At 67.1% G+C, this 24,343-nt stretch carries 25 protein-coding genes; 3 read left to right on the top strand and 22 right to left on the bottom strand.

The window, feature by feature from the left end; all coding sequences use genetic code 11:
• The 3 genes from BST40_RS14690 to BST40_RS14700 all read left to right on the top strand — a co-directional run.
• The coding region (locus BST40_RS14690) for a beta strand repeat-containing protein (RefSeq protein ID WP_425270698.1) at window positions 1–1,708 on the top strand (1,708 nt) is incomplete at its 5' end.
• 62 nt (window positions 1,709–1,770) lie between these two features.
• The gene (locus BST40_RS14695) at window positions 1,771–2,325 is read left to right on the top strand and encodes an alpha/beta hydrolase (protein WP_075548530.1); all 555 of its coding nucleotides are present in this window, start codon (window positions 1,771–1,773) and stop codon (window positions 2,323–2,325) included.
• 248 nt (window positions 2,326–2,573) lie between these two features.
• Window positions 2,574–3,335, top strand: a complete 762-nt coding sequence (locus BST40_RS14700; RefSeq protein WP_075548531.1) for a gamma-glutamyl-gamma-aminobutyrate hydrolase family protein — start codon at window positions 2,574–2,576, stop codon at window positions 3,333–3,335.
• Window positions 3,336–3,370: 35 nt separating this feature from the next.
• On the opposite strand, the gene BST40_RS14705 is transcribed toward BST40_RS14700, so the two are convergent.
• The 22 genes from BST40_RS14705 to BST40_RS14805 all read right to left on the bottom strand — a co-directional run bounded on the left by BST40_RS14705 (window position 3,371) and on the right by BST40_RS14805 (window position 24,270).
• On the bottom strand, window positions 3,371–4,594 hold the full coding sequence (locus BST40_RS14705) for a PPE family protein (protein ID WP_083154588.1): 1,224 nt from the start codon (window positions 4,592–4,594) through the stop codon (window positions 3,371–3,373).
• A gap of 615 nt (window positions 4,595–5,209) precedes the next feature.
• A complete protein-coding gene (locus BST40_RS14710; RefSeq protein WP_083154590.1) occupies window positions 5,210–6,331 on the bottom strand; it encodes an alkaline phosphatase family protein in 1,122 nt (373 codons plus the stop codon).
• A 1-nt stretch (window position 6,332) separates the two neighbouring features.
• Window positions 6,333–7,085, bottom strand: a complete 753-nt coding sequence (locus BST40_RS14715; RefSeq protein ID WP_422121026.1) for a DUF6390 family protein — start codon at window positions 7,083–7,085, stop codon at window positions 6,333–6,335.
• 2 nt (window positions 7,086–7,087) lie between these two features.
• Complete coding sequence (gene hypD / locus BST40_RS14720) at window positions 7,088–8,227, bottom strand: hydrogenase formation protein HypD (RefSeq protein WP_075548534.1); 1,140 nt, start codon at window positions 8,225–8,227, stop codon at window positions 7,088–7,090.
• Window positions 8,228–8,243: 16 nt separating this feature from the next.
• The gene (locus tag BST40_RS14725) at window positions 8,244–8,516 is read right to left on the bottom strand and encodes a HypC/HybG/HupF family hydrogenase formation chaperone (protein ID WP_075548535.1); all 273 of its coding nucleotides are present in this window, start codon (window positions 8,514–8,516) and stop codon (window positions 8,244–8,246) included.
• A gap of 15 nt (window positions 8,517–8,531) precedes the next feature.
• Window positions 8,532–9,644 (bottom strand): hydrogenase expression/formation protein HypE, encoded by a 1,113-nt coding sequence (hypE, locus tag BST40_RS14730; RefSeq protein ID WP_082275552.1) that lies wholly within the window; start codon window positions 9,642–9,644, stop codon window positions 8,532–8,534.
• The gene (locus tag BST40_RS14735; protein ID WP_075548536.1) at window positions 9,641–10,303 is read right to left on the bottom strand and encodes a D-sedoheptulose-7-phosphate isomerase; all 663 of its coding nucleotides are present in this window, start codon (window positions 10,301–10,303) and stop codon (window positions 9,641–9,643) included. The genes hypE and BST40_RS14735 overlap by 4 nt, the downstream gene beginning before the upstream one ends.
• A complete protein-coding gene (locus BST40_RS14740) occupies window positions 10,303–11,019 on the bottom strand; it encodes a HypC/HybG/HupF family hydrogenase formation chaperone (RefSeq protein ID WP_075548537.1) in 717 nt (238 codons plus the stop codon). Before BST40_RS14740 ends, BST40_RS14735 begins: the two co-directional genes overlap by 1 nt.
• Complete coding sequence (gene hypF, locus BST40_RS14745) at window positions 11,016–13,364, bottom strand: carbamoyltransferase HypF (protein WP_083154592.1); 2,349 nt, start codon at window positions 13,362–13,364, stop codon at window positions 11,016–11,018. The genes BST40_RS14740 and hypF overlap by 4 nt, the downstream gene beginning before the upstream one ends.
• Before the next feature lies 1 nt (window position 13,365).
• Window positions 13,366–13,617 carry a HypC/HybG/HupF family hydrogenase formation chaperone gene (locus tag BST40_RS14750; RefSeq protein ID WP_083154604.1) on the bottom strand — a complete coding sequence of 84 codons (252 nt, stop codon included), beginning with the start codon at window positions 13,615–13,617 and terminating at the stop codon, window positions 13,366–13,368.
• A 2-nt stretch (window positions 13,618–13,619) separates the two neighbouring features.
• Window positions 13,620–14,120, bottom strand: a complete 501-nt coding sequence (locus BST40_RS14755) for a hydrogenase maturation protease (protein WP_075548539.1) — start codon at window positions 14,118–14,120, stop codon at window positions 13,620–13,622.
• Between the two features lie 16 nt (window positions 14,121–14,136).
• On the bottom strand, window positions 14,137–14,256 hold the full coding sequence (locus BST40_RS33270; protein WP_089025157.1) for a DUF6893 family small protein: 120 nt from the start codon (window positions 14,254–14,256) through the stop codon (window positions 14,137–14,139).
• A gap of 12 nt (window positions 14,257–14,268) precedes the next feature.
• Entirely contained in the window at window positions 14,269–15,582 is a 1,314-nt protein-coding gene (locus BST40_RS14760; RefSeq protein WP_075548540.1) for a hypothetical protein, read from the bottom strand.
• Window positions 15,579–16,223 (bottom strand): DUF6084 family protein, encoded by a 645-nt coding sequence (locus BST40_RS14765; RefSeq protein WP_075548566.1) that lies wholly within the window; start codon window positions 16,221–16,223, stop codon window positions 15,579–15,581. Before BST40_RS14765 ends, BST40_RS14760 begins: the two co-directional genes overlap by 4 nt.
• A gap of 8 nt (window positions 16,224–16,231) precedes the next feature.
• A complete protein-coding gene (locus BST40_RS14770) occupies window positions 16,232–16,858 on the bottom strand; it encodes a DUF5947 family protein (protein WP_075548541.1) in 627 nt (208 codons plus the stop codon).
• Window positions 16,855–17,748: a NifU family protein gene (locus tag BST40_RS14775; protein WP_075548542.1), complete on the bottom strand. Its 894-nt coding sequence runs from the start codon at window positions 17,746–17,748 to the stop codon at window positions 16,855–16,857. Before BST40_RS14775 ends, BST40_RS14770 begins: the two co-directional genes overlap by 4 nt.
• Before the next feature lie 80 nt (window positions 17,749–17,828).
• Entirely contained in the window at window positions 17,829–19,631 is a 1,803-nt protein-coding gene (locus BST40_RS14780; RefSeq protein WP_075548543.1) for a nickel-dependent hydrogenase large subunit, read from the bottom strand.
• Window positions 19,632–19,677: 46 nt separating this feature from the next.
• Window positions 19,678–20,733 carry an NADH-quinone oxidoreductase subunit B family protein gene (locus BST40_RS14785; RefSeq protein WP_083154594.1) on the bottom strand — a complete coding sequence of 352 codons (1,056 nt, stop codon included), beginning with the start codon at window positions 20,731–20,733 and terminating at the stop codon, window positions 19,678–19,680.
• A 253-nt stretch (window positions 20,734–20,986) separates the two neighbouring features.
• Entirely contained in the window at window positions 20,987–21,790 is an 804-nt protein-coding gene (gene hypB / locus BST40_RS14790; RefSeq protein ID WP_075548545.1) for a hydrogenase nickel incorporation protein HypB, read from the bottom strand.
• Between the two features lie 12 nt (window positions 21,791–21,802).
• Window positions 21,803–22,138 (bottom strand): hydrogenase maturation nickel metallochaperone HypA, encoded by a 336-nt coding sequence (locus BST40_RS14795; RefSeq protein WP_075548546.1) that lies wholly within the window; start codon window positions 22,136–22,138, stop codon window positions 21,803–21,805.
• Between the two features lie 219 nt (window positions 22,139–22,357).
• Window positions 22,358–23,965 carry a PPE family protein gene (locus BST40_RS14800; protein ID WP_083154596.1) on the bottom strand — a complete coding sequence of 536 codons (1,608 nt, stop codon included), beginning with the start codon at window positions 23,963–23,965 and terminating at the stop codon, window positions 22,358–22,360.
• On the bottom strand, window positions 23,962–24,270 hold the full coding sequence (locus BST40_RS14805; RefSeq protein WP_075548548.1) for a PE family protein: 309 nt from the start codon (window positions 24,268–24,270) through the stop codon (window positions 23,962–23,964). The genes BST40_RS14800 and BST40_RS14805 overlap by 4 nt, the downstream gene beginning before the upstream one ends.
• Window positions 24,271–24,343: the final 73 nt, after the last annotated feature.

The raw sequence follows: 24,343 nt of genomic DNA on the forward strand, positions 1-24,343 counted from the left end.
CAACCTCGGCAGCGGCAATCTCGGTGGTGGCAACATCGGATTCGGAAACCTCGGCACCGGCAATATCGGGTTCGGCAACAAGGGTAACGACAACATCGGCTTCGGGCTTACCGGCAACGGTCAAATTGGCTTCGGCGCGTTGAACTCCGGCAGTAACAACATCGGTTTATTCAATTCCGGTGACAACAATATCGGCTTCTTCAACTCCGGCAACAATAACATCGGCTGGATAAACTCCGGCAACGGAAATACCGGTTTCGGTAATGCTGGCGACTTCAATACCGGTTTCTGGAACGCGGGTAGCTCAAATACCGGCTTCGGCAGTGCGGGTAGCGGCAACTTCGGTATTTTTGACGCGGGGAACGGAAACTTCGGCAGCTTCAACGTAGGCACCCATAACACTGGCTTCGGAAATTCTGGTGCGGGAAATACCGGCTTTATGAACGCGGGCAACTCGAACACCGGTGCCTGGAACGCGGGTAATGTCAACACCGGCTCTTTCAACGGCGGCAACACCAACACCGGCGGCTTCAACGGCGGCAACCTCAACACCGGCTTCGCCAGCGCGGTAGACCAGCCGGTCTTGAACTCCGGATTCGGCAACCAAGGCGCCGGAAACTCGGGCAGCAACAACACCGGGGCAACCTTCGGAAGCTCGGGCAGCACCAATGCCGCGGCCGGGGGAAGTTCAGGCACCGGCAACAACGGCAGCGCCGGCAACTCCGGCTTCAACAACAATGGCAGCGGCGGGCAGTCCGGCACCGGAAACAACGGTGGCGCAGGGACTTCCGGCTCCAACAACAACGCCTCCGGCGGCAGCTCCGGCTCGGGCAATAACGGAACCGCCGGCAATTCGGGCCGGGACAACAACGGCAGCGGCGGTAACTCGGGCTTCAACAATAATGGCAGCGCGGGCAACTCGGGCACCGGCAACAATGCGGTGACCTTCGGGAGCTCGGGGACCGGCAACATCGCGGCGCAGGGCAGCTCGGGTTCGGGCAACTCGGGCACCGGCGGGGACTCGGGCAAGGACAACGCGGGAAGCGCGGGAAGTTCGGGCTTCAACAACAACGGATCAGCCGGCAGCTCGGGCCGCAGCAACATCGGCGGCGGCAATGCCGGCACCGGCAACATCGGCTTCGGCAGCTCCGGCACGACCAACATCGGGGCCGGCAGTTCGGGCACCAACAACCCGGGTGCCGGTAACGCGGGCACCGGCAACATCGGCGCCGGCAGCTCGGGCACCGACAACCCGGGCGCGGGCAGCTCCGGCAACCAGAACCTGGGCTTCGGCAGTTCCGGGAGCTACAACCCCGGCGCCGGAAACTCTGGGACGCTGAACCCGGGCGCGGGCAGCTCGGGGCTGCTCAACATCTACGCCGGGGACTCCGGCTACCTGGCGTTCGGCCTGGGCAACTCGGGGTTGCTGACGCCGGGTGCGGGCAACTCGGGCCTGTTGACACCGGGTGCGGGAAACTCGGGTGGCCTGCTGGCCGGTTTCGGGAACTCCGGAGCGCTGAGCCTGGGCGCAGGGGTTTCGGGCTTGCTGGACTTCGGTGCGACCAATTCCGGCCTGCTCAACTTCGGCACCTTGTTGTCCGGCGTCAAGAACCTCGGGATCTACACCTCGGGTACCGCGGACATCGGTTATGTGCCCCGCGCCCTCTACGTCGCCAACCTCATCTTCGGTACGCTGACGGGTCTGTGAATAAGCCGCACAACCGGTGCGCAGCCAGCCCAATTCCCTGTACTTTGGCGTAAGTGTCCGCGATGATGACCACGCTCGACGGATTTCCGGTTCCGGTAGCGGTATCGGGTCCGGCAACGGGCGTCGTCGTCACCATTCTGGGCGACGAACAGCGTGCGGTCGCGGCCTACGGCGCCATTTGTGAGCGCCTGCACACCGCATCGCTTCGGACCGTCGTTATCGGCGCTGACCCGCGGCTGACCGCCAAGTCCGTGATCGGCATCCTCGACGTCCTGGCTATCGGCTGGGCGGTGGTGGTCGGTGACCGGGCCGGCGGTGAGCTCGCTTGGGAACTGGCGGCGACCAGGCTGGGGCGGTTCGCCGGTCTGGTGGCCATCGATCGGGGGCATCCACGGGTGGCCGATGTCAACGGCGTGGTCCGTGACGACCACTGCCCACCGGTGGAGATCAGCACCACCGTGCTGGTGAGTTCTCCAGCCGCGCGCAAAGTTGCTCGCGACAGCCAGCGACTGGTCTACGCCGATTACCGCGTCGTGGACCTTCCGGCGAGGCGCAACGCACAAGACTCGACCGCGCAATTGGCCACCGAGATCGTGCTGCGCACCAGCGGCTGGTAGCGCGGCGTCGACCAGCGTGCCGTGACGCCGAGTTCGGCGCAAATGGTCGAGGTGCCCGGTGCAGCGGTCCGCCGGCGGTCCGGTTAGCATGTCCCACAATGCTTTCCGCTGACGTGCTCGCCACCGGCAGCCGAGCGGGCGGTTGTGTGGGTGTCTGCGGTGCCTGCCCCCGGGCTACACGGTAGGCCGGCAAGGATCCGTCGTGCACCACAATGCTCGGATGAAGCTCGCCGCATTTCACCGCGGCGGTGATCGATTGGGGAGCCAGCGTGGTTTCGAACAGCTCGTGGGGCCGGCGGCCGGTGATCGGACTAACGATGTATCGGGAACAGGTGCAGGCCGGAATCTGGGACGTACCCGCGAGCTACCTGCCCGCCGACTACTCCGACGCCATCATCATGGCCGGTGGTAACGCGGTACTGCTGCCGCCGCAGCCGGTGGACCCGGAGAATGCCGACCGAGTGCTCGATGGCCTGCATGCTTTGGTGATCACCGGCGGCTACGACATCGATCCCGCCACATACGGCCAGGACCCGCATCCGGCCACCGACCGGCCGCGAGCCGACCGCGACGCCTGGGAATTCGCGCTGTTGAAGGGTGCACTGGCCCGCGAGCTGCCGGTGTTGGGGATCTGTCGTGGCGTGCAGCTGCTCAACGTAGCGCTCGGCGGCACGCTGCATCAGCACCTTCCCGACGTCATCGGCCACGGCGGGCATTGCGCGGGCAACGCCGTTTTCACGCCGTTGCCGGTCCGCACCGTGCCGGGCACTCGGCTGGCCGGGCTGATCGGCGAGTCCGCCGACGTGCCGTGCTATCACCACCAGGCGGTCGGCGAAGTCGCTGCGGGCCTGGTGGTCAGTGCGACGGACGCCGACGGCGTGGTCGAAGCGCTGGAATTGCCGGGAAACGGATTTGTGCTTGCGGTGCAATGGCATCCGGAGAAGTCTCTGGACGACTTGCGGTTGTTCGCCGGACTGGTGGCGGCGGCCCGCGGGTACGCGGACCGGTAGCTGCCGGGACCGGTTTTCGCCCGCTGTCCGGGCTGCTATCCGGCGGCCGGGGGATGCACCATCACGGTTGGCCGGAACCCGTAGCGTGGGGCTTCGGCAAAGCTGCGCGCGCCCAGGCCGCTCAACGGCATCCCACCCAGCATGCTGGGCGTTGCTCCGGCAATTCCCGGTGCGGTGGCGGCGGCGTTCGGCAACGCCGACGCAGCGGCACCGAGCGACGACGTCGCGGTCCAGGTCGGCGGCACTGACAGCGGGCCGATCGTCGCCGCATTCCCCACTGTCGCCGACACGGCGCCACCGACTCCGCCCGCGGCGGCGCCGAGCTCGCTCGCGGCGGCTTCGGCGACGCCGGTAGCCGCCTCCTCGACCGCCTCGGCGCCTTGCAATCCGACAGCGTCGGCCAGCGTCCCCAAGAAGTTGCCGGGCGTATAGAAACCGGAAGACAGGGCGTTGAAGTAGACGCTGCTGAGCGCGACGCCAAGTGGCGACCCATCGGTTCCCGACAAGAAAGCGAGAATTCCCGCTGGGCTGGATAGGTCGGCTCCGCTGAGGCCGATCCAATCCTGGACGCCGGACCCCAGCAATCCGAACAGATCGGCACCGGTGGTGCTCGCCCCGGCGGGGGCGGCCAGGCCCTGCAGTGCGGTGGGGACGGTGTGCATGACTTGCGACAGCCCACCCTGGCTCGCCGCGCCGGTAGCCGAGCCGGCCTGGACCAGGGCGCCCGCGCCGGCGCTGGTGGTCATGGGTGCATCGGCGAACGGGTCCAATTGTGATGCCGCGGCCGAGGAGGCGGCGTAGCCGTACATGGCTGCGGCATCTTGGGCCCACATCTGGCCGTAGAGCGCCTCGGTGGCAGCGATCGCCGGGGTGTTTTGGCCGAGCAGATTGGTTGCGACTAGGGATGCCAACTGGGCGCGGTTGGCCGCGATCACCGCCGGGGGCACCGTCATGGCGAACGCAGCTTCGTATGCCGCCGCGGCGGCTGTGGCTTGGCCCGAGGCCTGAAGTGCCTGCGAAGCGGTGGTCGCCAGCCACCCGATATAGGGTTCGACGGCCGCGGCCATGGCGAAGGATGCCGGACCCCGCCACGGCCCGCTTGTCATGCCGGCGATAACTATTCCGTATTCCTTTGCAGCCGAGCTTAATTCACTGGACAAGCTGTCCCAGGCCCGGGCGGCGGCCAGCATCGGGCCGCCGCCCGGACCGGTGTACATGCGTGCCGAGTTGACTTCCGGTGGCAGCGCTGCGTAATCCATTGCGACACCTCCTCATGCGGCGGCGGCCGCGGTAACCCCGAGTGATTGCGTTGCTGCGGGCGGTGTTTCGGGTATCATGTGGGCGAATGGCATGGGTTGCTTCCTTCGAATGTGGTTCCGGTTCTTAGGGTGCCGGCGTCTGTGCGGACGGCTGGAGCGCACGGCTGTACGCACGACGATGACAGGTCGACGCGCGTGAAACATGACGCACTGAAAGATTTTTCAGCTCAGCAGGCAGTTGAGGCCAATTCATCCCGCGGCGGGGCGACGTGTCCGTTCAGCGGGTTTCTGCCTGAAAGTCCCTGGTGTGCAACGGTTGCCAGGCCAACCTGTCGTCAAACCGGCGACAGCGCGGTGGTGATCGCGGCTTGAGGCAGACCCAAGCCGTTTGGTCGACACCGCTCAGCCGGGGCGTCGGGACCAACCGGCGCGGTGGCTTACCCGTCGGCCCGCTCAAGCATCGGCATGGGCGCGGCGGGCGCCGGCGAAACGGAGCACCGGCCATGGCTTCACCTCAAGTGTCGGAAGCATGCTCTTAGAAAATACATAACTACAGTCGCCGTCCAGATGCAATCGGTTCGCAGGACAAATTTGCCAATGGTTGTCGCCAGGCGGTCAGACCCCGAAGGCGATCAGCGGGATGGCCGTCTCCGCGTCTGTCGCCGCACCGTGAAAACCGATGAGCCGAGCCGTTTCCGGAGGCTCGTGGGCGGTTGCCAGCACGGCCGTTTCGCCGCGGCAGATGACCACGATGTCGCCGATCCGCGGCAGGTGCCGCGGGGTCACCGGGCCGAACAGTCCCGTCGCCACCGCCTCCTGGCGGCTGTGCACGTCCGCCAGGCCGGCTAGTAATTCTCTCCAGGTGGCCAGCACATCGGCGGTGGCGCCGGGTTGGGTGTGCAGGTAGCGCACCCGCGGTTCGCCGGCCACCACCCGGATTCCCGCCGTCAGCCGCGGGTCGGCATCGAGGTCGAGCCGCGCACCCGCGGGCACGTTGAGCCCGCCATGGTCGGCGGTCACCAGCAGCGCCGCATCCGTGGGCAGCGCCTCGACCAGGCGGGTCAGCAGCTTGTCGACGTTGCTCGCCGCGGCGTGCCATTGCGTCGAACCGATGCCGAATAGGTGCGCCGCGGTATCGAGTTCGGCGGTGTAGCCGTAGACCAGCCCGGGCGCCGCGGCCAACTCACCGACAACCTGCTCGACGTAGTCGTGGTCCTGATGCGCGGCGCGAAGTTGCGCCCCCCGATACGCCGCGGCGGTCAGCCCGCTGCCGACAAACCACTGCGGCAACACGGCGCGCACCTCGACGCCGGCCCCGGTGAGTCGCTCGAACCAGGTCGGCAGCGGTTGCCATTGGGTGTGCGGCGGATCGTCGCGCCACCGGATGTGATTGAGCACCGTGCCGGTGCCCGGGATGTTGAGCGTGAAGCCCAGGATGCCATGTTCGCCGGGCTGGGCTCCGGTGGTCAAAGAGACCAGGTTGGTGGGTGTGGTGGACGGGAACGCGCAGTCGAGCCGGTGGAGCCGCCCGGCGGAACCGGCCAGGACGGCGGCCAGAAGTGGTGCGTCGCCGGCCAATTCGGGCAGCAGGTGCCAGCCCAACCCGTCGACGAGGATCACCAGGACGCGATCGACACGGCCGGCGCGGTCCACCAACCCCAGCTCGTCGATCGCCCCGGGGATCCCGAGCAGCGTGCCCGCGGCGGGCAGCACGTCGCAGATCGAACCGGTCGCCACGCTACACCGGCGCCAGGCGCCGGCTGGTCACCCGCAGTTGTCGGTCGGTGCTGTCGGCCAGCGCGCGCACCTGGTGCGGCCGCAGTCGCCCGCACAGCCGACCCCAGTGCACGGCGACGTCGTCACCGGCGGCGACGTCGGGCACCGCGCTGTACCCGTCCGCCCAGACGTCCAGCACCCGTGGCGAGGGTTCGGACAAACCCAGCGTCGCGCCGTCCCAAACCAGCTTTCGGCAGTGGATTTCGACGGCATCGCCGGTGTGGGAAAGGACTGTGCCCCAGGTGATCCGGCAGTTGTCCAAGACACTCACCGGGTGCTCGTCCATGCCCCGGCCCAGAAACCGGGTCCACGGATAGACGCCGAACACATGAAAGCAGTGATTGGCGGCGGCCTCGTCGGCCAGCTGCGGTGTGAGGTGCGACCAGTAGCGTCCCGCCTGCGGCCCGATGATGGCCAGCAGTTCCGCGAAGAACCGGGCGGGATCGAGTTCCGCGCCGACGCCGCCGCCGAGCCAATACGATTCAACCAGCCGGTAGTCCAGCGGGTCGGTGATGCCGGTCAGACGTGACAGCACCCGCAGGTACGGCCAAGCCCCGGAGAACTTCGTCGCCGCAACGCGCACGTCGTCGGCCGAGCCGTCTCGCAGGGTGGCTCCCAGAGGGGGACCGCAATAGCCCAGTGCGTTGGGGGCATAGGCGTACCGGGCGAACATCTCGGTGCCCGACTCGAGATCGCGGCTGATCGCGTCGGCCACCGTCACCCCCGCCCCGACGACCCCACCAGCTTGACGGCGTCACGGTGCATGCGACCGAAGTTGTAGTAGGCCGCACATGCTCCCTCCGGGGACACCATGCAGGTGCCGATCGGTGTCTCCGGGGTGCACGCGGTGCCGAAAACCTTGCATTCCCAAGGTTTGAGCACACCCTTGAGCACCTCACCGCACTGGCACGCCTTCGGGTCGGCCACCCGCACCCCGGGCATCGCGAACCGCAGCTCGGCGTCGAAGTCGGCGAAATCGTCGTGCAGCCGCAGCGCGCTTTGGGAGATGAAACCCAGCCCGCGCCATTCGAAGTGCGGACGCAATGCGAACACCTTGCCCATCAGCGCCAGTGCGGCCGGGTTGCCCTGCTCAGGCACCACCCGCTTGTACTGGTTTTCCACCTCACAACGGCCCTCACGGATCTGGCGCAGCAGCATCGCGACCGACGCCAGGATGTCCAACGGCTCAAACCCGGAGACCACCAACGGCTTTCCGTACACCTGCGGCACAAACCGGTATGGTCGGTTGCCGACGACGGTCGAAACATGGCCGGGGCCAATGAAACCCGACAGTCGCAGGTCCGGTGATTCCAGGATGGCCTTGATCGGCGGCACGATTGTCACATGGTTGCAGAACACAGTGAAGTTGGGCAACCCGAGGTCGCGGGCCCGCACCAGGGTGACCGCCGTCGACGGCGCCGTGGTCTCGAAGCCGATCGCGAAGAACACCACCTGCTTGTCCGGGTTGTCGACCGCGATCTTGAGCGCGTCCAACGGCGAATAGACGAAACGCACGTCGGCGCCACGAGCCTTGGCGTCCAGCAAGCTGCCGGCCGAGCCGGGCACTCGCATCATGTCGCCGAAGCAGGTGAAGACGACGTCGGGCTGGCCGGCCAGCCACATGGCGTCGTCGATACGGCCCATCGGGATCACGCACACCGGGCAGCCGGGGCCGTGCACCAGTTCGACGTTGTCGGGCAGCAGATGTTCGATCCCGTGCCGGTAGATGGTGTGGGTGTGCCCGCCGCACACCTCCATGAACTTGAAGTGTTCGGGGCCGGAGCCGGCCAGATGCTCGATCACCGTCAGCAGTTTGCGCGCCGCGGCCGGGTCGCGGAATTCGTCAACGAATTTCATGGTGTGGCACCCCTGTTCAGATGATCGCCGACGAATCGAAGGCTTCCATTTCGGTGGTGTAGGCGTCGCCCAGCTTCTGGATCGCGTCCAGGGTGAGCAGCGCCTCGGTCTCGTCGATCTTGGCCATCGCGAAACCGACGTGGATGAGCACCCAGTCGTCGGGTTCGGGCAGGTCGTCGTCGAGTAGTCGCACGCTGATCGTCCGCTGCACTCCGCTGACGTCGACTTTCGCCAGATAGTTTGCCGGGTCGGTGATCTCGACGATCCGCCCCGGAATGCCCAAGCACATATCGGCTCCTTCAGGTCAGCAGATTCGCGGCAACGGATCGCCGACCAGCATGTCGACAATCCGGGTACCGCCGAATCCGGTACGCAGTACTACGGTTTCGGCCGGTTCGGCGACGATTTCGCCTACTTCGGCCGCATCGGCGCCCAGCGGATGCGAGCGCACCGCGGCCAGCGCGGCTTCGGCTTCCGCCGGTGCGACGACGGCGACGAACTTGCCTTCGTTGGCGACGTAGAGCGGGTCAATGCCGAGCAGCTCGCACGCGCCGTTGACCATCGGCGCCACCGGAATCCGTTGTTCTTCCAGCAGCACCCCCAGCCCGCAGCCCTGGGCCAGTTCATTGCAGACGGTGCCCACTCCGCCGCGGGTGGCATCGCGCAGCCAGCGGGTCGACGGCGCGGCCGCCAGCAGCAATTCCACCAACGGGCTGAGCGAGGCGGTGTCGGAACGGATGTCGGCCTCGATCGCCAGATCGCCGCGGGCCAGCATGACGGCCATGCCGTGATCGCCCATCGACCCCGACAGCAACACCTTGTCGCCGGCGCGCACCGCGTCCGCGGACAGCCGCCGCCCGGCGGGAATGATCCCGGCTCCGGTGGTGGTGACGAACAGGCCGTCGGCGGCGCCCCTGGGCACCACCTTGGTGTCGCCGGTGACGATCTGCACCCCGGCCTTTGCGGCGGCGGCCGCCATGTCGGCGACGATTTCTTTGAGCTCGGCAATAGGGAAGCCCTCTTCGAGCACGAAGGCCACCGAGATCCAGGACGGCACGGCACCGGCCATCGCCAGGTCGTTGCAGGTTCCGTGCACGGCCAGCGCGCCGACCGAGCCACCGGGAAAACGCCTGGGCGCCACCACGAATGAATCGGTGGACATGGCAACCCGTTCGCCGCTAGGCAGCGGGAGCACCGCGGCGTCGCCCAGCGACTCCAGTGCCGGGTTGCGGAACGCCTCCACGAACACCGCATCGACCAGCGCCGCCGAGGCCTTGCCTCCGGCTCCGTGGGCCAGGGTGATGTGCTCGTCGAGCAGCCGGGGCCGTCGCCGGCGGAACGACTCGATGCGCTCGATGACCTCGCCCTCGGCGAAACGCGGCCCCGACGAACGGTATTCGCTTGCTGACGTGCTCATGCGGCCCCTCGATCCCGGCCGCCCCGTTCGTGGACCGCCACCCACAGTTGATAGCCCAGCAGCGCCTGCGATTCCTGGATCCGGTGCACGCTTTGGGACCGAACGATGAAGCAGGTATCCACATTGGGGTTGTCGGCGAAGGCGCCGCCGTCATATCCGGCGAAGCCGATGGTGTATAGGCCCCGTTGGCGCGCCTCGGCGAGCGCGGCCAGCAGGTTGGGCGAATTGCCGCTGGTCGACATGGCGATCGCGATGTCGCCGGCCTTCGCGCGGGCGATCAGCTGGCGGGCGAACACCAGGTCGAATCCGACGTCGTTGCCCAGGGCGGTCAGGATCGCCTGGTCGGCGGTCAACGACCAGGCCGGTAGCGGGGTGCCGATTGGCGGCCGGGCGAACAGCCGCGCCAGGGTGGTGGAATCGGTGCAGCTGCCGCCGTTTCCGAAGGTGAACAGTCGCCCGCCCGCCGCGAATCGGCGCGCCATTTCGGTGGCGGCCGCCGTCAGCAGGTCGGCGTTGGCGTCCAGGGTGGCGCGGCGCAGGGCCAGGCTTTCGGCGGCCTTCGCCCGCGCCGACGCGGCCAGGTCGGCCAGCAGCGATTCGGGGTTTTCCTCCTGTGCGTCGATGAACGGATACAGGAAGTTGGTCGGCTCGTCGCTCATCAGATGTGCTCCTCGAGCCGGCTGAGGGCCGTGCCGGCGTGCACCAGCACCAGATCGCCGGCCGCGACCGGGCCGACCAGCGTGGTCACCACATGCTCAACGCCGCGGGCGGTGCGCACGGCGGCCAGCCCCTCAGCCGAAGCGGTCACCACCTCGCCCAGGCGTCCCTCGTCGCTACAGGTGACGCAAACCTCTTCTGCGCATTCAGGTTTGAGTAGCCCTGGATGCTCGAAACATACATGGGTCAGTTCCCACAACACGTGGTAGAAGAGCACGAAGCCACCGGTTGCGGGCACCCGCGGGTCGGGGTCGTCAAGCCACAACACGTGATCGGCCGCACCGGCTTTCGGGCGCTCACCGCTACCGATCCACAGCGTGGTGGCACCCCAGGCCGGACTGCGTCGCATGATCGAGAGTACGTCGGGCTGGTCGGCGCCGGCGACCCCGACGACGATGTCGCCGGGCCGCACCGATACCCGCACCAGATCCACCAGGTCGGGTCCGGTCAGGGCCACCGCGGGCAGGGCGCGTTTGCCCATGATCACCGGATGGACGAACTCGACCGCGATGTGCAGGGCATGCGGTTCCCACGACGGCGCGATCGACCACAGGGTGGCTCCCGCGGCGAACCGCTTGGCCAGCGTGAACGCGGCGGCTGCCAGGTCGGCGGCCAACTCGGCAGTGAGTCCACGATCGATGCCGGTGGGAATGGTCATTGCTCGGCCGCCTCCGCTCCTATCAGCATCGAAATCACGGCCTGACCGAGCGCCAACCCACCGTCGTTCGGCGGCACTGTGTGGTGGGTCAGCACCTCGAAACCCTTGCGCTGCAACCGTTCCCGGCACGCACGCAGCAGCAGGACGTTCTGGAACACCCCACCGGTCAGGCCGACCAGGCGAACGCCGCCGGCCACTTGGGCGACCACCGTGGCGACGGCGTCGGCGACCGCCTGGTGGAAACATGCGGCCAGCAGCGCCGGTTGGGTGCCGGCACGCAGGGCCGACACCAGGGTTTGCACCATGGTGGCCGGATCGATGACCCCGTCGGCCCGTACCGTCAAGGGCAGCGAGGGCCCGGGCCGGTCACCGGCCGTCTCGGCCAGCGCTTCCAGTTCGATGGCGGCCTGGCCTTCGTAGTCGATCCGGTGACGCACCCCGAGTATCGACGCGACGGCGTCGAACAACCGGCCCATGCTCGAACACGGCACACAGCCGGTGCCGCTCTCCAATTGCGAACGGATGAGCCGCAATTCGTCGGGTGTCGCGGCGGCGACCGGCGCCAGATCCGGGGTCCAGTCGAGGTCGGCCAGCCACAGCTGCGACAGCGCCATCCGCCAGGGATTGCGCACCGCGGCGTCGCCTCCGGGCAGCGGCGCCGGCAACAGGTGCCCGGCCCGGACGAAGCGGTGGCTGTCGCGGCCGAGGACCAGGATCTCCCCGCCCCAGATGGTGGCATCGCAGCCGTAACCGGTGCCGTCGAAGGAGACTCCGACGACGGGTTCGCCGAGGCGCCGGTGGTCGGCCAGCAGCGACACCACGTGCGCATGGTGGTGCTGGATCAGATCGAGCGGCCGATCGCCGGCGTGCCGCTCCGCCCAACCCCGGGTGTGATACCCAGGATGCAGATCGGCGGCCAAACGCCTTGGCGCACCACGTATTTCGCTGAGCTGGCGCACCGCGCGCTCGAACGCGCACAGCGTCTCCCAGGTGCCCATGTCGCCGATGTGAGCGGACAGGTACGCGCGCCGGCCATCGGTGAGGCAGAACGTGTTCTTCAGTTCCCCGCCCACCGCCAGGACGGCCGGGCCGTCGCAGCGGAGCTCGACCGGCAGCGGCGCGTAGCCGCGGGAGCGGCGGATCGGCAGCTCGCGCCCGGACCCTCCCTCGCTGACCACCCGCACCACCGAGTCGTCACAGGGCACCTGGATGGGACGGTCATGGTCGAGCACCGCATCGCAGAGCGGCGAAAGTCGCTGTGCCGCATCGGTGTCGGTGAAACAGATGGGCTCGTCGGAGCGGTTGGCGCTGGTCAGCACCAGCGCGGTGGGCACCGGGCCGCCGCCACCGGGCACCGGCGCCAGCAGCAGGTGATGGATGGGGGAGTAGGGCAACATCAGCCCCAGCAGCGGACTGCCGGGCGCAACGGAATCGGCGACCGCGGCGGTGTCACGCCGGCGCAGCAACACGATGGGCCGGGCCGGGCCGGACAACACCGCCGCCTCGGTGTCGTCGACGTAGGCGTAGCGGCGGGCCACCTCCAGATCGCGCACCAGCATGGCAAACGGCTTGGCGCCCCGCGCCTTTCGTGACCGCAGCGAGCGCACCACCGCGTCGTCGTCGACCGCGCAGGCCAGGTGGTAGCCGCCGATCCCCTTGATGGCGACCACCGCTCCAGCTGCCAGCGCCTCGTGGGTGGCCGCCAGCGCCGCGTCGGAGCCGGTGACCCGCCCGGCCGCTGACCGGAACCACAGCGACGGCCCGCAGTCCGGGCAGGCGATCGGCTGTGCGTGGAACCGGCGATCGGAGGGGTCGTGATATTCGGCGGCGCAGCGCTCGCACATGGCGAACCCCGCCATGGTGGTACCCGGGCGGTCATAGGGCAGCGTGCGGATGACGGTGAACCGTGGCCCGCAGTTGGTGCAGGTGATGAACGGGTGCCGGTAGCGGCGGTCGTGCGGGTCGAACAATTCGGCGATGCAGTCGTCGCACACCGCGACATCGGGCGGAATCGGTGTCGTGGCACCGCCGACCGTCCGGCTGGCCACGATCCGAAATCCGGATGCGCTTGTCTCGGTTGCGATCTCGGTCACCGAGACCGAGCTGATCCGAGCCAGCGGCGGCGCCTGCGCACCCAACCGGCGGGCGAACTCGTCGAGCTGGGCGCGCCCACCCTGCACCTCCACGAAGACCGCGCCGGAATCGTTGCCGACGAACCCGGCCAGGCCGAGCTCGGTGGCCAGCACGTGGACGAACGGACGAAAACCGACCCCTTGGACCACACCGGTGACGGTGATGCGCCGCCGAAGGTCGTCGGAGCGCTGCAACAAGGGCGTGTCGGTCATGTCAATCGCCATCGGGATCGCGGCCCCGCCCCATCAGCTCCAGGCCGGCCATCGCCTGCTCGGCTCCGGCCCGGTCGGTCTTCTCGACCACGAAGCCCATGTGAATGATCACCCAGTCACCGGGTGCGAACGTCTCCTCCGGAAGCATGCCCACGTTGACTTTGCGCTGCTCGCCGGCGACATCGATCAGTGCCAGCTGCCCTTCATACCCGTCGAGCATCCTGATCACCTGACCGGGTATGCCCAGACACATGATCAGCACTCCTCTCGGATCGCTTCCGGGGCCGAGGTCGTTCGCAACGCCGCGACAATCTCCTCGACCGCGCGGGCGGCGCGGGGGACGGCCTTGGCGACGGGTTCGCTGAGCCCCATGCCTTCTTCGACGCTACCCGCCTCGCACCCGACGACGACGGTGTAGGGCGGCGTGCCCCCCAGCGCCCGCAGGTTGGCGAAGACGGTGGCCGGGTCCATGTTGTGCGCGTCCAGGCTCGTCGGGTCGGACCACCAGTCATGATCGGCCTGGAAGACGTGCAGGGCGCCCGGATTGCCGCGGCTGGGCACCGCGTCGACCAGCACCAGGGTGTCCCAGCCCTCGAGCAGGTCGTAGGCCAGATGCATGCCGCGGATGCCGTAGTCGACAACACGCACCTGCGAACCGTGCTGCGGAATCTCGGCGTGGCGCAGCACCTCGGAGCCGAAACCGTCGTCCCCCAGGAAGATGTTGCCGATTCCGGCGACCAGGATGCGCGCTGTCATGGGTTGACCGGGCCGGCTACATCCGCCGCAGCTTCAAGTAGCGGCGGGCATCTGGTAGTGATGTCACACCCAACGCCACCGCGACGGCCACCACCAGCGCGATGAGGGCAATGAACACCCAACCTAAGACGTCCATGGCGAACTCCTTTCACATGTTGTGAGTGTGCAGCGGTTCCACCTCGTCGGGGGAGAAGTACAGGTAGCGGCCGTACCACTCGTGCAGTTCGGCCGCCGGATCGTCGTCGACGACCACGGCGACGTGCGTGTTGCCGTCGACGTCCTGGTGCACCGACGCGACGCGGGCGGCCTTGCCGGCGACGAAGATGTCCTGCGCGTCGGCGTTGCGCCTCGGCCGTAACCGGACCCGGCTGCCCCGGGCGATCCGGACTCCGTTGACCAGCACCGCGTCGATCTCGGGACGCACCGCGTCGTCGGCCAGCGGATCCCACCAGTCGAGCCCCACGGGCACCTCCGGGACCAGCCCGGCAACCCCGTGCGGATCCCGCAGCACGCCGTGCAACCGGGCCATGTCCTGCGCCGACATGGCCTCGCACCGGTCGATGATCCGGGCGGCCCGCGGATCGGTGGCCCGCGCCTGAGCCTTTTCTTCGTCGGTCATGGTCATCACGCGCAGCGTCAGGATCTCGTCGATCTCGGTGCAGTCATACAGCTCGGTGCTGCTCTGTTCGGCGACTTCGGGGTGGTCGTAGAGGATGATCGGCGAAATCAGCAACAGGTCGTGGCTGCCCGGTGGCCCGGCCAGCACCGGGAAGCATCGGTGCTGGGTGCACCGCGACACCGCCCCGGATGCGGCCGGCGGTGGTTCGAGCAACGAAACAAACTGGCCGCCAACGACTTCGACGATAATATGAGTACCGATCAGCGACCGCGCCATCGCATCGTTCTTGTCGCAAGGGCTGGGACCGACGTTGGCGATATGTACCGAGACCCGGCGTAGCTCACCGTCGGGTTCGCTGCAGACGCTGAGCTCGCCACGCACCGCCCGGCGGTGGCGAACCAGACGGCCGCCGTCGACGGATTCGACGTCGGTCGCCTGCTGCGCCAGCACCGGCAGCGTCCACGGCTGGTCCTCGAATGCCAGCGGGCCGAAAGACCTTTCACATTCGACGGCTTCGTCCCAGGACAGCCACGATCCCGACGCCGTGGTCAGTTCGGCCACGGGTTCGAAGCCGCCGCCGGCACCTGCCCGCTCGGCGCGGCGGTGCTGCAGCTGCAGGAATCTCACCACCAGGGTGATCGCCCGGGCGCTGTCGACCAGGAACTGCGCCGCCATCGTGTCGTCTTCGCCCAGCCCGGCGCCGGCCGCCCCGGGTGGTCCCAGAACGCCGAACTGCCAACGGGATTGGTTTTTGCTCGACGTCCCGCGGTACGGGTAGAGCAGGTAGCCTTCGTAGAGCACTGCGTCGGCGACGGCGCGGGCGCGGTCCCAGCTGGAGGTCACGGGCTCGCCTCCCGTTGCGATGCCTCGGCCAATAGCGCGGTGAGAGCGTGGTCGAGGTCGAGCAGGCCGCGCTCCGACTTGTAGTGGGCCAGCGCGCTGATGGTGTCATGGCTGAGCCGCAGCCACCCGGTGTTCGGGTAGTGCTGGGCCATCAGCTCGCGCCAGACCGCGACCGGCATGTCGTAGCGGTCCTCGCAGTCCCAGGACACGTGCTGCACCGAGAAGCCGCGCTCAGATTTGACGAAAACCGTTCCACTGAACAGGAATTGGAGGGGGATGGCGCCGCCGCGCAGCGCGTGCAGGTACTTGGCCGCGGCCACCTCGAAGTCGTAGGTGCAATCCAAGGGCAGCGCCGCGGTGGTGTGGCCGGTGAAACCCGGAACCATGGCGGTGCAATGCTGCCACAGGAAGGTGCGTTGGGTGTGTGCCCAGCGTTCCCGGGGTCCGAACAAGTCGAGCAGTCCGGCGGCTTCGTCGTCGCAGTAGGAACGCCGCAGCGGTTCGATGCGGACCTGGCAGCGCAGCGCGATGGCGTGCACCGGGTCGTCGTAGCCGGCGGCGACGTCGATGCGGGCGGTGAGCACCGGGCTGACGGTGTACGGCTCCGGCGCCACGTCGAGTACGGCGAACATCAGGTCCATCGGCTGGGTCACCGCGGCGTCTCCCGTGCTTGCGCGGCGACCCGCTCGAAGAAGCCGTCGATGAATTCCCGCGCCTGCTGGCCGCCGTCGAAGCCGCGCCACAGCAACCGCAACCGGCCGACGAATTCATAGCAGGCGTCGATCGGCACCAGAAAGCTTTGCGGGGGGCCGGATTCGGGGACCCGCACCAAGAGCGCCTCCACATCGTCGGTCACTAGGCTGAGCCGGGGGTCGGCCCCGCCGAGGGCGTTCCAGGCGTCGAGGTCCAATTCCGATTCGGTGGCGCCGGCCGGACCCGGGTAGAAGGCGACGGTGCGGCCGAGGGCGGAGTTGGTGAAGAAGAAGGCCACCCCGACCGGAATCTGCAGGGCCTCCCAGGTGCGCCGGCCCAGCGCGAAATCGGGGAACGCCAGATACCGGTCGGGCACGGCGCGGTAGCGCAGCTCGGCTTCGGAGTCGGTGAACAGCAGATAGCAGCCGCGGCAGACGCACATCAGTTGTCGCCCAGCCACATTCACCACATGCTGATGCTCGTCGGGTATCGGCTCCGAACACATCTCGCATCGTTCGTCGGCCGGCTCGGGGGCCCGCTGATTGGTCCTGATCCGGGCCAGGACGTCATAGGGACTCGTCATGCCGGAGCTCCCATGGCTTCGGTCACCGCGCAGGGTAGTGCCACCGAGAGCACGCCGTCGCGGGGCAGCAGCGGCACCGGGTCGAGGTGGGCCCCGTTCGCACCGGCACCCGCGCGCACCACGTCGAATCCGGTGTCGCAGCGTGGGCAGCGCAGCAGTGCGTCGCACAGTTCCGCGCCGGCCAGCGTGTCGTCACACACCGGACAGTGGTCGCGATAGGCGAAGGTTTGGTCGCCGACCCGGCACGCCAGCAACGTGGTTCCGTCGACCAGGAAACCGCCGGCCTCGCCGGGCGCCAGGTCGTCCAGCTCCGGCACCGGGTGCCAGGAGGTGGCGTCATGGCCGTTGGAATGCACTCGCGCCAAGAGGGTTTCGGCCGCAATGACGGTGCCGGGCTTGGTGCTGGCGACCACCTCGATCGAGCAGATCTCCGGGGCGGCCGTCCGGATAGCGTCCTGCACTGCCAACTCGAGCGTCACCGCAGACGACGGGCAACTCTTGCAGCTCCCGGTGAACGCCAACCGGACGACGGTATCGGTGACCTCGAGCAGGTCGACGTCGCCACCGTGGGAACCCAGGTAGGGTCGCACCCGCTCCAGCGCGTCGGTCACCCGCCGGTGCACGTCATGCGGGTGCAGGCCGTGTACCAGGAGCAGGCTGGCCACCAGGTCGTCGGTGGCCAGCCGCTCGGCCGAACCGGGGTCGTCCAGCACGTGCATGATCCGCTCCAGCCCGGCTCCGTAAAGCCCGACCACCTCGCGGACCAGCTGTTGGGCGCGTTCGTGCGCGGCCGTCCCGCCCGCCGCGCACGAATCCAGCAAGGTCTGGATTCGATCGCCCGCGGTGCGCCAATGTGTGTCGTTGTCGGGGGTATCCGGGCGATCGGCCATGCGTCACTCCTTTTGATGGTGATGACCCGGCCCCCGCAAGCCGGAGGTGCCCCCAGCGCCCGGCTTCGCCGCGCTATCGATCATCGCGCCTCGATGGGTGACTGCGTCGGCGTGTGCAGTTTCTCCAGCGTCTTGCCCTTGCCCAGGTACATGTGCACGCCGCAGGGCAGGCACGGATCGAAACTGCGCACCGTGCGCATCACGTCGATGCCCTTGAAGTTCTCCCGGCTGTTCTCCTCGAAGATCGGCTGACCCTGCACCGCGTCTTCGTAGGGGCCCGGTGTGCCGTAGCTGTCGCGCGGGTTGGCGTTCCACGGGGTGGGCGGATACGGGTGATAGTTGGCGATCTTGCCGTCGCGGATCACCATGTGGTGGCTGAGCACGCCGCGCACCGCTTCGGTGAAGCCGCAGCCGATGGCCTCGTCGGGCACCTCGAAGCGCTCCCAGGTCTTGGTGCGTCCGGCGCGGATTTCCGCCAACGCCTTCTCGGCGAAGTGCAACGCGCACGCGGCGGCGTAGGCCTGGAAGTAGGTGCGCGCCCGGTCACGTTCGATGGTGTTGCTGCCGTGCCTGGGCACCTTCCACTCGAATTCGACCGGACCCTTCAGGGCGGTCTTGGGCAGGTTGATCTTGACGCTGTTGCCGGTCGCCTTGACGTAGCCGATGTCGACCAGGCCGGCCAGCGCCGTGGCCCACAGCCGGGCCAGCGGGCCGCCGCCGGTGTCCAGAGCCAGATGGTCCTTGCCGTCGAACCAGCGCGGCGACATCACCCAGCTGTACTTGCCGCCGTCCATATCCCGCTTCTGCGGATGGGGGTTGGTGTGCTGGTTCCACGGGTGGCGCCGGTCCACAGCGTTGCCCAGCGGGTCGGTCCTGACGAACATCTCCTGGTCGGTCCAGTCGTCGTAATACGAACTGCCCAACAGGATTCGGATGCCCAGGTTGATGTCCACCAGCGAGTGGGTGACCAGTTTGCCGTCGACCACCACGCCCGGGGTGACGAACATGGCGTTACCCCAACGCTCCATGTCCTTGTACGCGAAGTTGCACACCTCGGGATCCTGGAACGAGCCCCAGCAGCCCAGCAGCGTGCGGCGCAGGCCGACCTTCTCGTAGCCGGGCAGGGCGTCGTAGAAGAAGTCGAACAGGTCGTCGTGCATCGGTACGACCTTCTTCATGAACTCGACGTAGCGCATCAGCCGGGTCATGTAGTCGGTCATCAGCTGGACCGTGGCGGTGGTTCCGATGCCACCCGGGTACAGCGTCGACGGGTGTACGTGACGCCCCTCCATGAGGCAGAACATTTCGCGGGTCCAGCGGCTGACTTGCAGGGCCTCCCGGTAGAACTCGCCGCTGAACGGGTTGAGCGAGCGCATGATCTCGGCGATGGTCTGGTAGCCGTGCGCGTCAGCGTGCGGCGCCGCGGTTTTCTCCGCCTTGGCCAGCACCCCTGGATTGGTTTCGGCGACCATCTTCTCGCAGAAGTCCACGCCGACCAGGTTCTCCTGGAAGATGTTGTGGTCGAACATGTATTCGGCGGCCTCGCCGAGGTTGATCAGCCATTCACCGAGGTGCGGCGGCTTGACCCCGTAGGCCATGTTCTGGGTGTAGCAGGAGCAGGTGGCGTGGTTGTCGCCGCAGATGCCGCAGATGCGGCTGGTGATGAAGTGGGCGTCGCGGGGATCTTTGCCCTTCATAAATATCGAGTAGCCGCGGAAGATCGACGAGGTGCTGTGGCACTCGACGACTTCTTTGTTCTCGAAGTCGATCTTGGTGTAGATGCCGAGGCTGCCCACGATCCGGGTGATCGGATCCCAGGACATTTCGACGAGCTGGCCGGGTTCGCGCTTGGCGGTGGTCGGCTCGGGGACGATAGTGGTCATCGAAATCTCTCCGTCCGAGATGCTGAGTTGAGTTGCGGCGCCGCGCCTACCAGGTTCTCCGGGCTCCAGTGGTGAGTTGGGTGCCCTTGTGGCGCCAGCGTGGTTCCTTGTCGACGGTGCGCGCCGTGATACCCCTCAGGTTGCGAATCACGGTTCCGTACAGACCCGACGCGGTGGTGGACACCTTGCCGCCCGGCGGCTCGTCCATGAACGGCATAAACTTGTCCGGGAAGCCCGGCATCGTGCAGCCGATGCAGATGCCGCCGACGTTCGGGCACCCACCGACACCGTTGATCCAGCCGCGCTTGGGCACGTTGCATTTCACAACGGGACCCCAACACCCAAGCTTCACAATGCATTTCGGCGAACCGTATTCGGTGGCGAAGTCACCCTGCTCGTAGTAGCCGGCTCGGTCGCAGCCCTCGTGCACGGTTTGGCCGAACAACCACTTGGGCCGCAGCGCGTCGTCGAGCGGAATCATCGGCGCCTGGCCGGTGGCCATGTAGAGCAGGTAGGTCAGCGTCTCGGAGAGGTTGTCGGGATGGATCGGACAGCCGGGCACGCACACGATCGGGATACCGGCCTTGCTCTTCCAGTCCCAGCCGAGGTAGTCGGGAACACCCATCGCGCCGGTGGGGTTGCCGGCCATCGCGTGGATGCCGCCATAGGTGGCGCAGGTCCCGACGGCGACGACCGCGGTGGCCTTGGGTGCCAGCCGGTCGAGCCACTCGCTGGTGGTCATCGGCTGGCCGGTGGCCGGATCATTGCCGAACCCGCACCAATAGCCCTCGTCCTTGATCTTTTCGTTGGGTATCGACCCTTCGACAACGAGCACAAAGGGCTCCAACTCGCCGCGATCGGCTTTGAAGAACCAGGCGAGGAAGTCGTCGGCCCCGCCGGTCGGTCCGCATTCGAAATCGATCAGCGGCCAGTGGACGGCGACCTTGGGGAGGCCGGGAAGCGCTCCCAGGGCGATTTCCTCGACGCTGGGCTGGGTGGCGGCAGTCAACGCCACCGAATCGCCGTCACAGCTGAGACCTGCGTTGATCCACAGAACGTGAATCAACGTTTCTTCTGCTTTGACTGCTGCTTCTGTAGGCATAGTGCAGCTTTCCGGGGTGAGCTGAAGCCCCTGACGCTGCCGGAGTCGACCGTCGGCCCACTTGCGCAGCGCTATTTCTGGGTCTACTCCGTGTCGTTGTGCCTTGTCAATGGTTCGCAGGTGGCAACCGATTCGGCATTTGGTCGACGGCTGTTGCATAGCCTGTCTTTGTTCTTTACCGTCAGTGCCAGAACGGAATTCGCAATTCGGCTAGGCGCTTGATCGTTGCGAATAGTTTGCAGTTGACGATTCGTCAACGCGTTAGGCCATCCTCTCCAGGGGGCGCGCCGCGGGCGAACCGGCGTAGCCAACCGAACCAGGCGGCCATCCCCGCACCCGTGCGCGCACTGACCGGCAAGATCGCCGCGGTGGTATTCACTTGGCGAACATGGGCGATATAGGCCTCCACATCGGCGTCCAGGTAGGGCACCAGGTCAATCTTGTTGAGCAGCACCACATCCACCGAGCGAAACATCACCGGATACTTCAGCGGTTTGTCCTCGCCTTCGGTGACGGAGTAGACCATGGCCTTCGCGTGCTCGCCGACGTCGAATTCGGCAGGGCAGACCAGGTTGCCGACGTTTTCGATGATCACCAGGTCCAGGCCGGGCAGGTCCAGACCCGGCAGGGCGCGGTTGACCATGGGTGCGTCCAGATGGCATTCGCCGCCAAAACCGTTGCTGGTGTTGAGCAGTGACACCTGGGCGCCGCGGCCGCTGAGTTTGGCGGCATCCAGGTCGGTGGCGATGTCGCCCTCGATGATCCCGATTGCGAACTCGCCGGCGAGCTCGTCGAGCGTGGCCTGCAGCACGGTGGTCTTTCCCGACCCGGGGGAGCTCATGAGGTTGAGCGCGCGGATGCCGTTGCTGTCGAATGCCACCCGGTTGATAGTGGCGCGCGCGTCGTTCTCGGCGAAGATGTCTTCGAGGACGTCGATGCGTGCAGCGCCGGTCTGGTATCCGGTGTGGTCCCCGTGGTCATGGTCATGGTCATGGTCGCCGTGGTCATGCTCGTGGATGTGCACAGTGCCGTCGTCGTGGCGGTGAAATCTACCCATTTCCAACACCTTTCACGAGACATCGAGCGACGTCACCAGAAATTCGTTGCCGCGCACCACCTCGACGTCGGGACTGTCGCAGTGCGGGCACCAGATCGACCAGGCCGAGGTGATTTCCGACTGCCGGCCGCAGGCACCGCAGCGGACCTCGGCGGTGACACATTCCAGTTCCAGCTCGGCGTCCGGCATGTCCGCCGAGTCGCGGACCAGCGTCCAGCAAAACGACAGCGACTCCGGAACCACCTGCCGAAGCGCGCCGACTCGCACCCGGACGACGTCGACGTGGCGTCCGTCGGAATGCGTCTTGACCACGCCGGCGATCGCTTCGCACAGGGCGAGTTCATGCATGACCGTGCTCGGCGCAGCGTCGACGGGGGGGCCGAAGCACCACGGTGCTCATGAGCATGTTCTACACCGTCCACGGTCAATCAAGCTATCGCCAATGGCGAGGACCGGCTTTCAGATCGACGCTGACGCCGGAGCGACATCACGTACCGCAAAGGATTGCGCCTGGTCAATGACCTGCGAGGCCGTCTCGCCGAACCCCATCGATCCAATTATTCGTCTTCACTGCTTCTGATTGTGGTGTGGATCGTCTGTTCCGTTGTCTGCCTTAGCATTCCAGGTCCCGGGGATCATCGGCGTCCGTGCGCCGTCGCCGAGGCCGCTGCCGTCAAGCGTGGCGAAACCCGCCGCTTCGACGAGTGTCTGGGTGCGGGCGGTGCCGCGGGATCCCAGCGGCCCCGCACCCCACGCCGACTCACCCGAAACCTGCAGTTCGTCGGGTCGGGGAGCGGCCAGGTTCCCATCGAGCTCCATCTCGGCGAACTCGTCGCGATGTCCCCGTTCGTTGGTCGGTGTCCGTCGGCGCCGACGAGCGCGAGCCTCCCGCCGATCCGATGCCTGCGCGGCCGCGGCGGCCGCGGCCGAATCGGAAGCTGGCTCCTTCGTCTGGGCACGGGTCGAAAGTCGCGAATCTGACCCGATGGTCGGGCCGCCGACGACGAAGGGGGGAAACCCTTCGATACCGGCCGCTGGTGTCGGCGCAGGGGTCGACGCGGCGATGCCGGCAGGTGGCGCTGGCGCCGAGGCCGGAGCCGTTGCCGAGGCGGTGGCCGTCGGAAGCGTTGGAGCTATCCCGGCGACCGGCAATGTCATCGGTAGCATCAGCACCGGCTCCGGACCGGGTACCGGGATCGCGGCAACCTGGGTGGCAGCCAGGCCGGCAAGTCCGGCGAAGCCCGTTGCCGCCCCCAAGGTGGCGATGGTTTGGCCGAGGGCAACCGCCAACAGCTGCGGGGACTGGGCTAGCCAGGTGACGATCTGCATGATGTGCGTTGGCAAATCGAACACCAAGATACTGAACAGGAACTCAACCGCCGCCACCGGATTGGTGAAGAGGAGCCGCCAAAATTCCTCGCCGTCCTGAAAGAATTCGAGGGCGCGAGCTAACCACCAGATTGGTTGTCCGGGGTTCGTGTACGCGTCGTAGGGCAACCCGTTGAGGGTGCCGTTGGCGGGGTCCCAGATGATGCGGCCGCCGCTGATCACTTTCAGAATTTCGGCGATGAGGTTGTCTATCGGGGTGGCGTGGCCTGAGTCGCCGGCCTTCCCGGACTCCTGGGCCGGTGTGTTCGATTTCAGGATCGGCGGGGCGGGCCCAGTCTGTGGGATCGATGTCACCGCGCTTCCGGATATTGCTTGATAGGTCGCCATAGTCGTTGCGGCCTGAATCCACATACGCACATAGTCGGCCTCATTGAGCGCAATGGGGATGGTGTTGATCCCGAAGAAATTTGTCGCCACCAAACCTGCGTGGCTGACATGATTGGCGGCTAATTCAGGCAGAGTTGGCATGGCCGCCAATGCGGCCGTGTATGCCGCGGCCAGGGTCTGGTGGCGGGCGGCCGCTGTCGCGCTGTCGGCACTCGCCTGCGTCAACCAGGCCAGGTAGGGACCGTAGGCGGCCACGAATGCGTCGGCACTGGGCCCCCGCCACACCCCGGCCTGCACCGCGGCCAACAACGTTCCCAGTTCTGCTGCTACCGAGGCGTATTCGTCGCTCAGTGAGGACCATCCCGCCGCGGCCGTCAGCAACGGCTCTGGACCCGGGCCGCTATTCAGCAACGCTGAATGCACCTCCGGAGGAGAGGCCAGCCACACCGGCGCGGTCATAGTCCCGCGCTGAGGTAGGAGACGGCCGCCACCGTGTCGCCGGTTGCGTAAGTGGTAGCGGACTCGGCTACCGCGACACCTGAGCGGCCGAGATCCTCGACGCCCTGCGCCGCCACGGCAGCGTGTGCGCTGCCACGAACACCGGCCTCGACTGCGCTTTGCACCGACACCGGATCTGCAGCCGGCGCGGCCACCACGGTGATCAGCGGAACCGCGGCTGCATGCGCCGCTGCCAGCCGTGTGGTCAGTGCTTCGATGGCCGCGCTCGCGGCGATCAGCCCTTCCGGAACAACGCTCAACGTCACGACGTTCCCTCCATCTTCGCGCATCAACTTCGCGTAGCCTACTATTGAACATGAAAATCATTACCATATAGTT

The organism is Mycobacterium persicum (assembly GCF_002086675.1).
GTDB lineage: Bacteria > Actinomycetota > Actinomycetes > Mycobacteriales > Mycobacteriaceae > Mycobacterium > Mycobacterium persicum.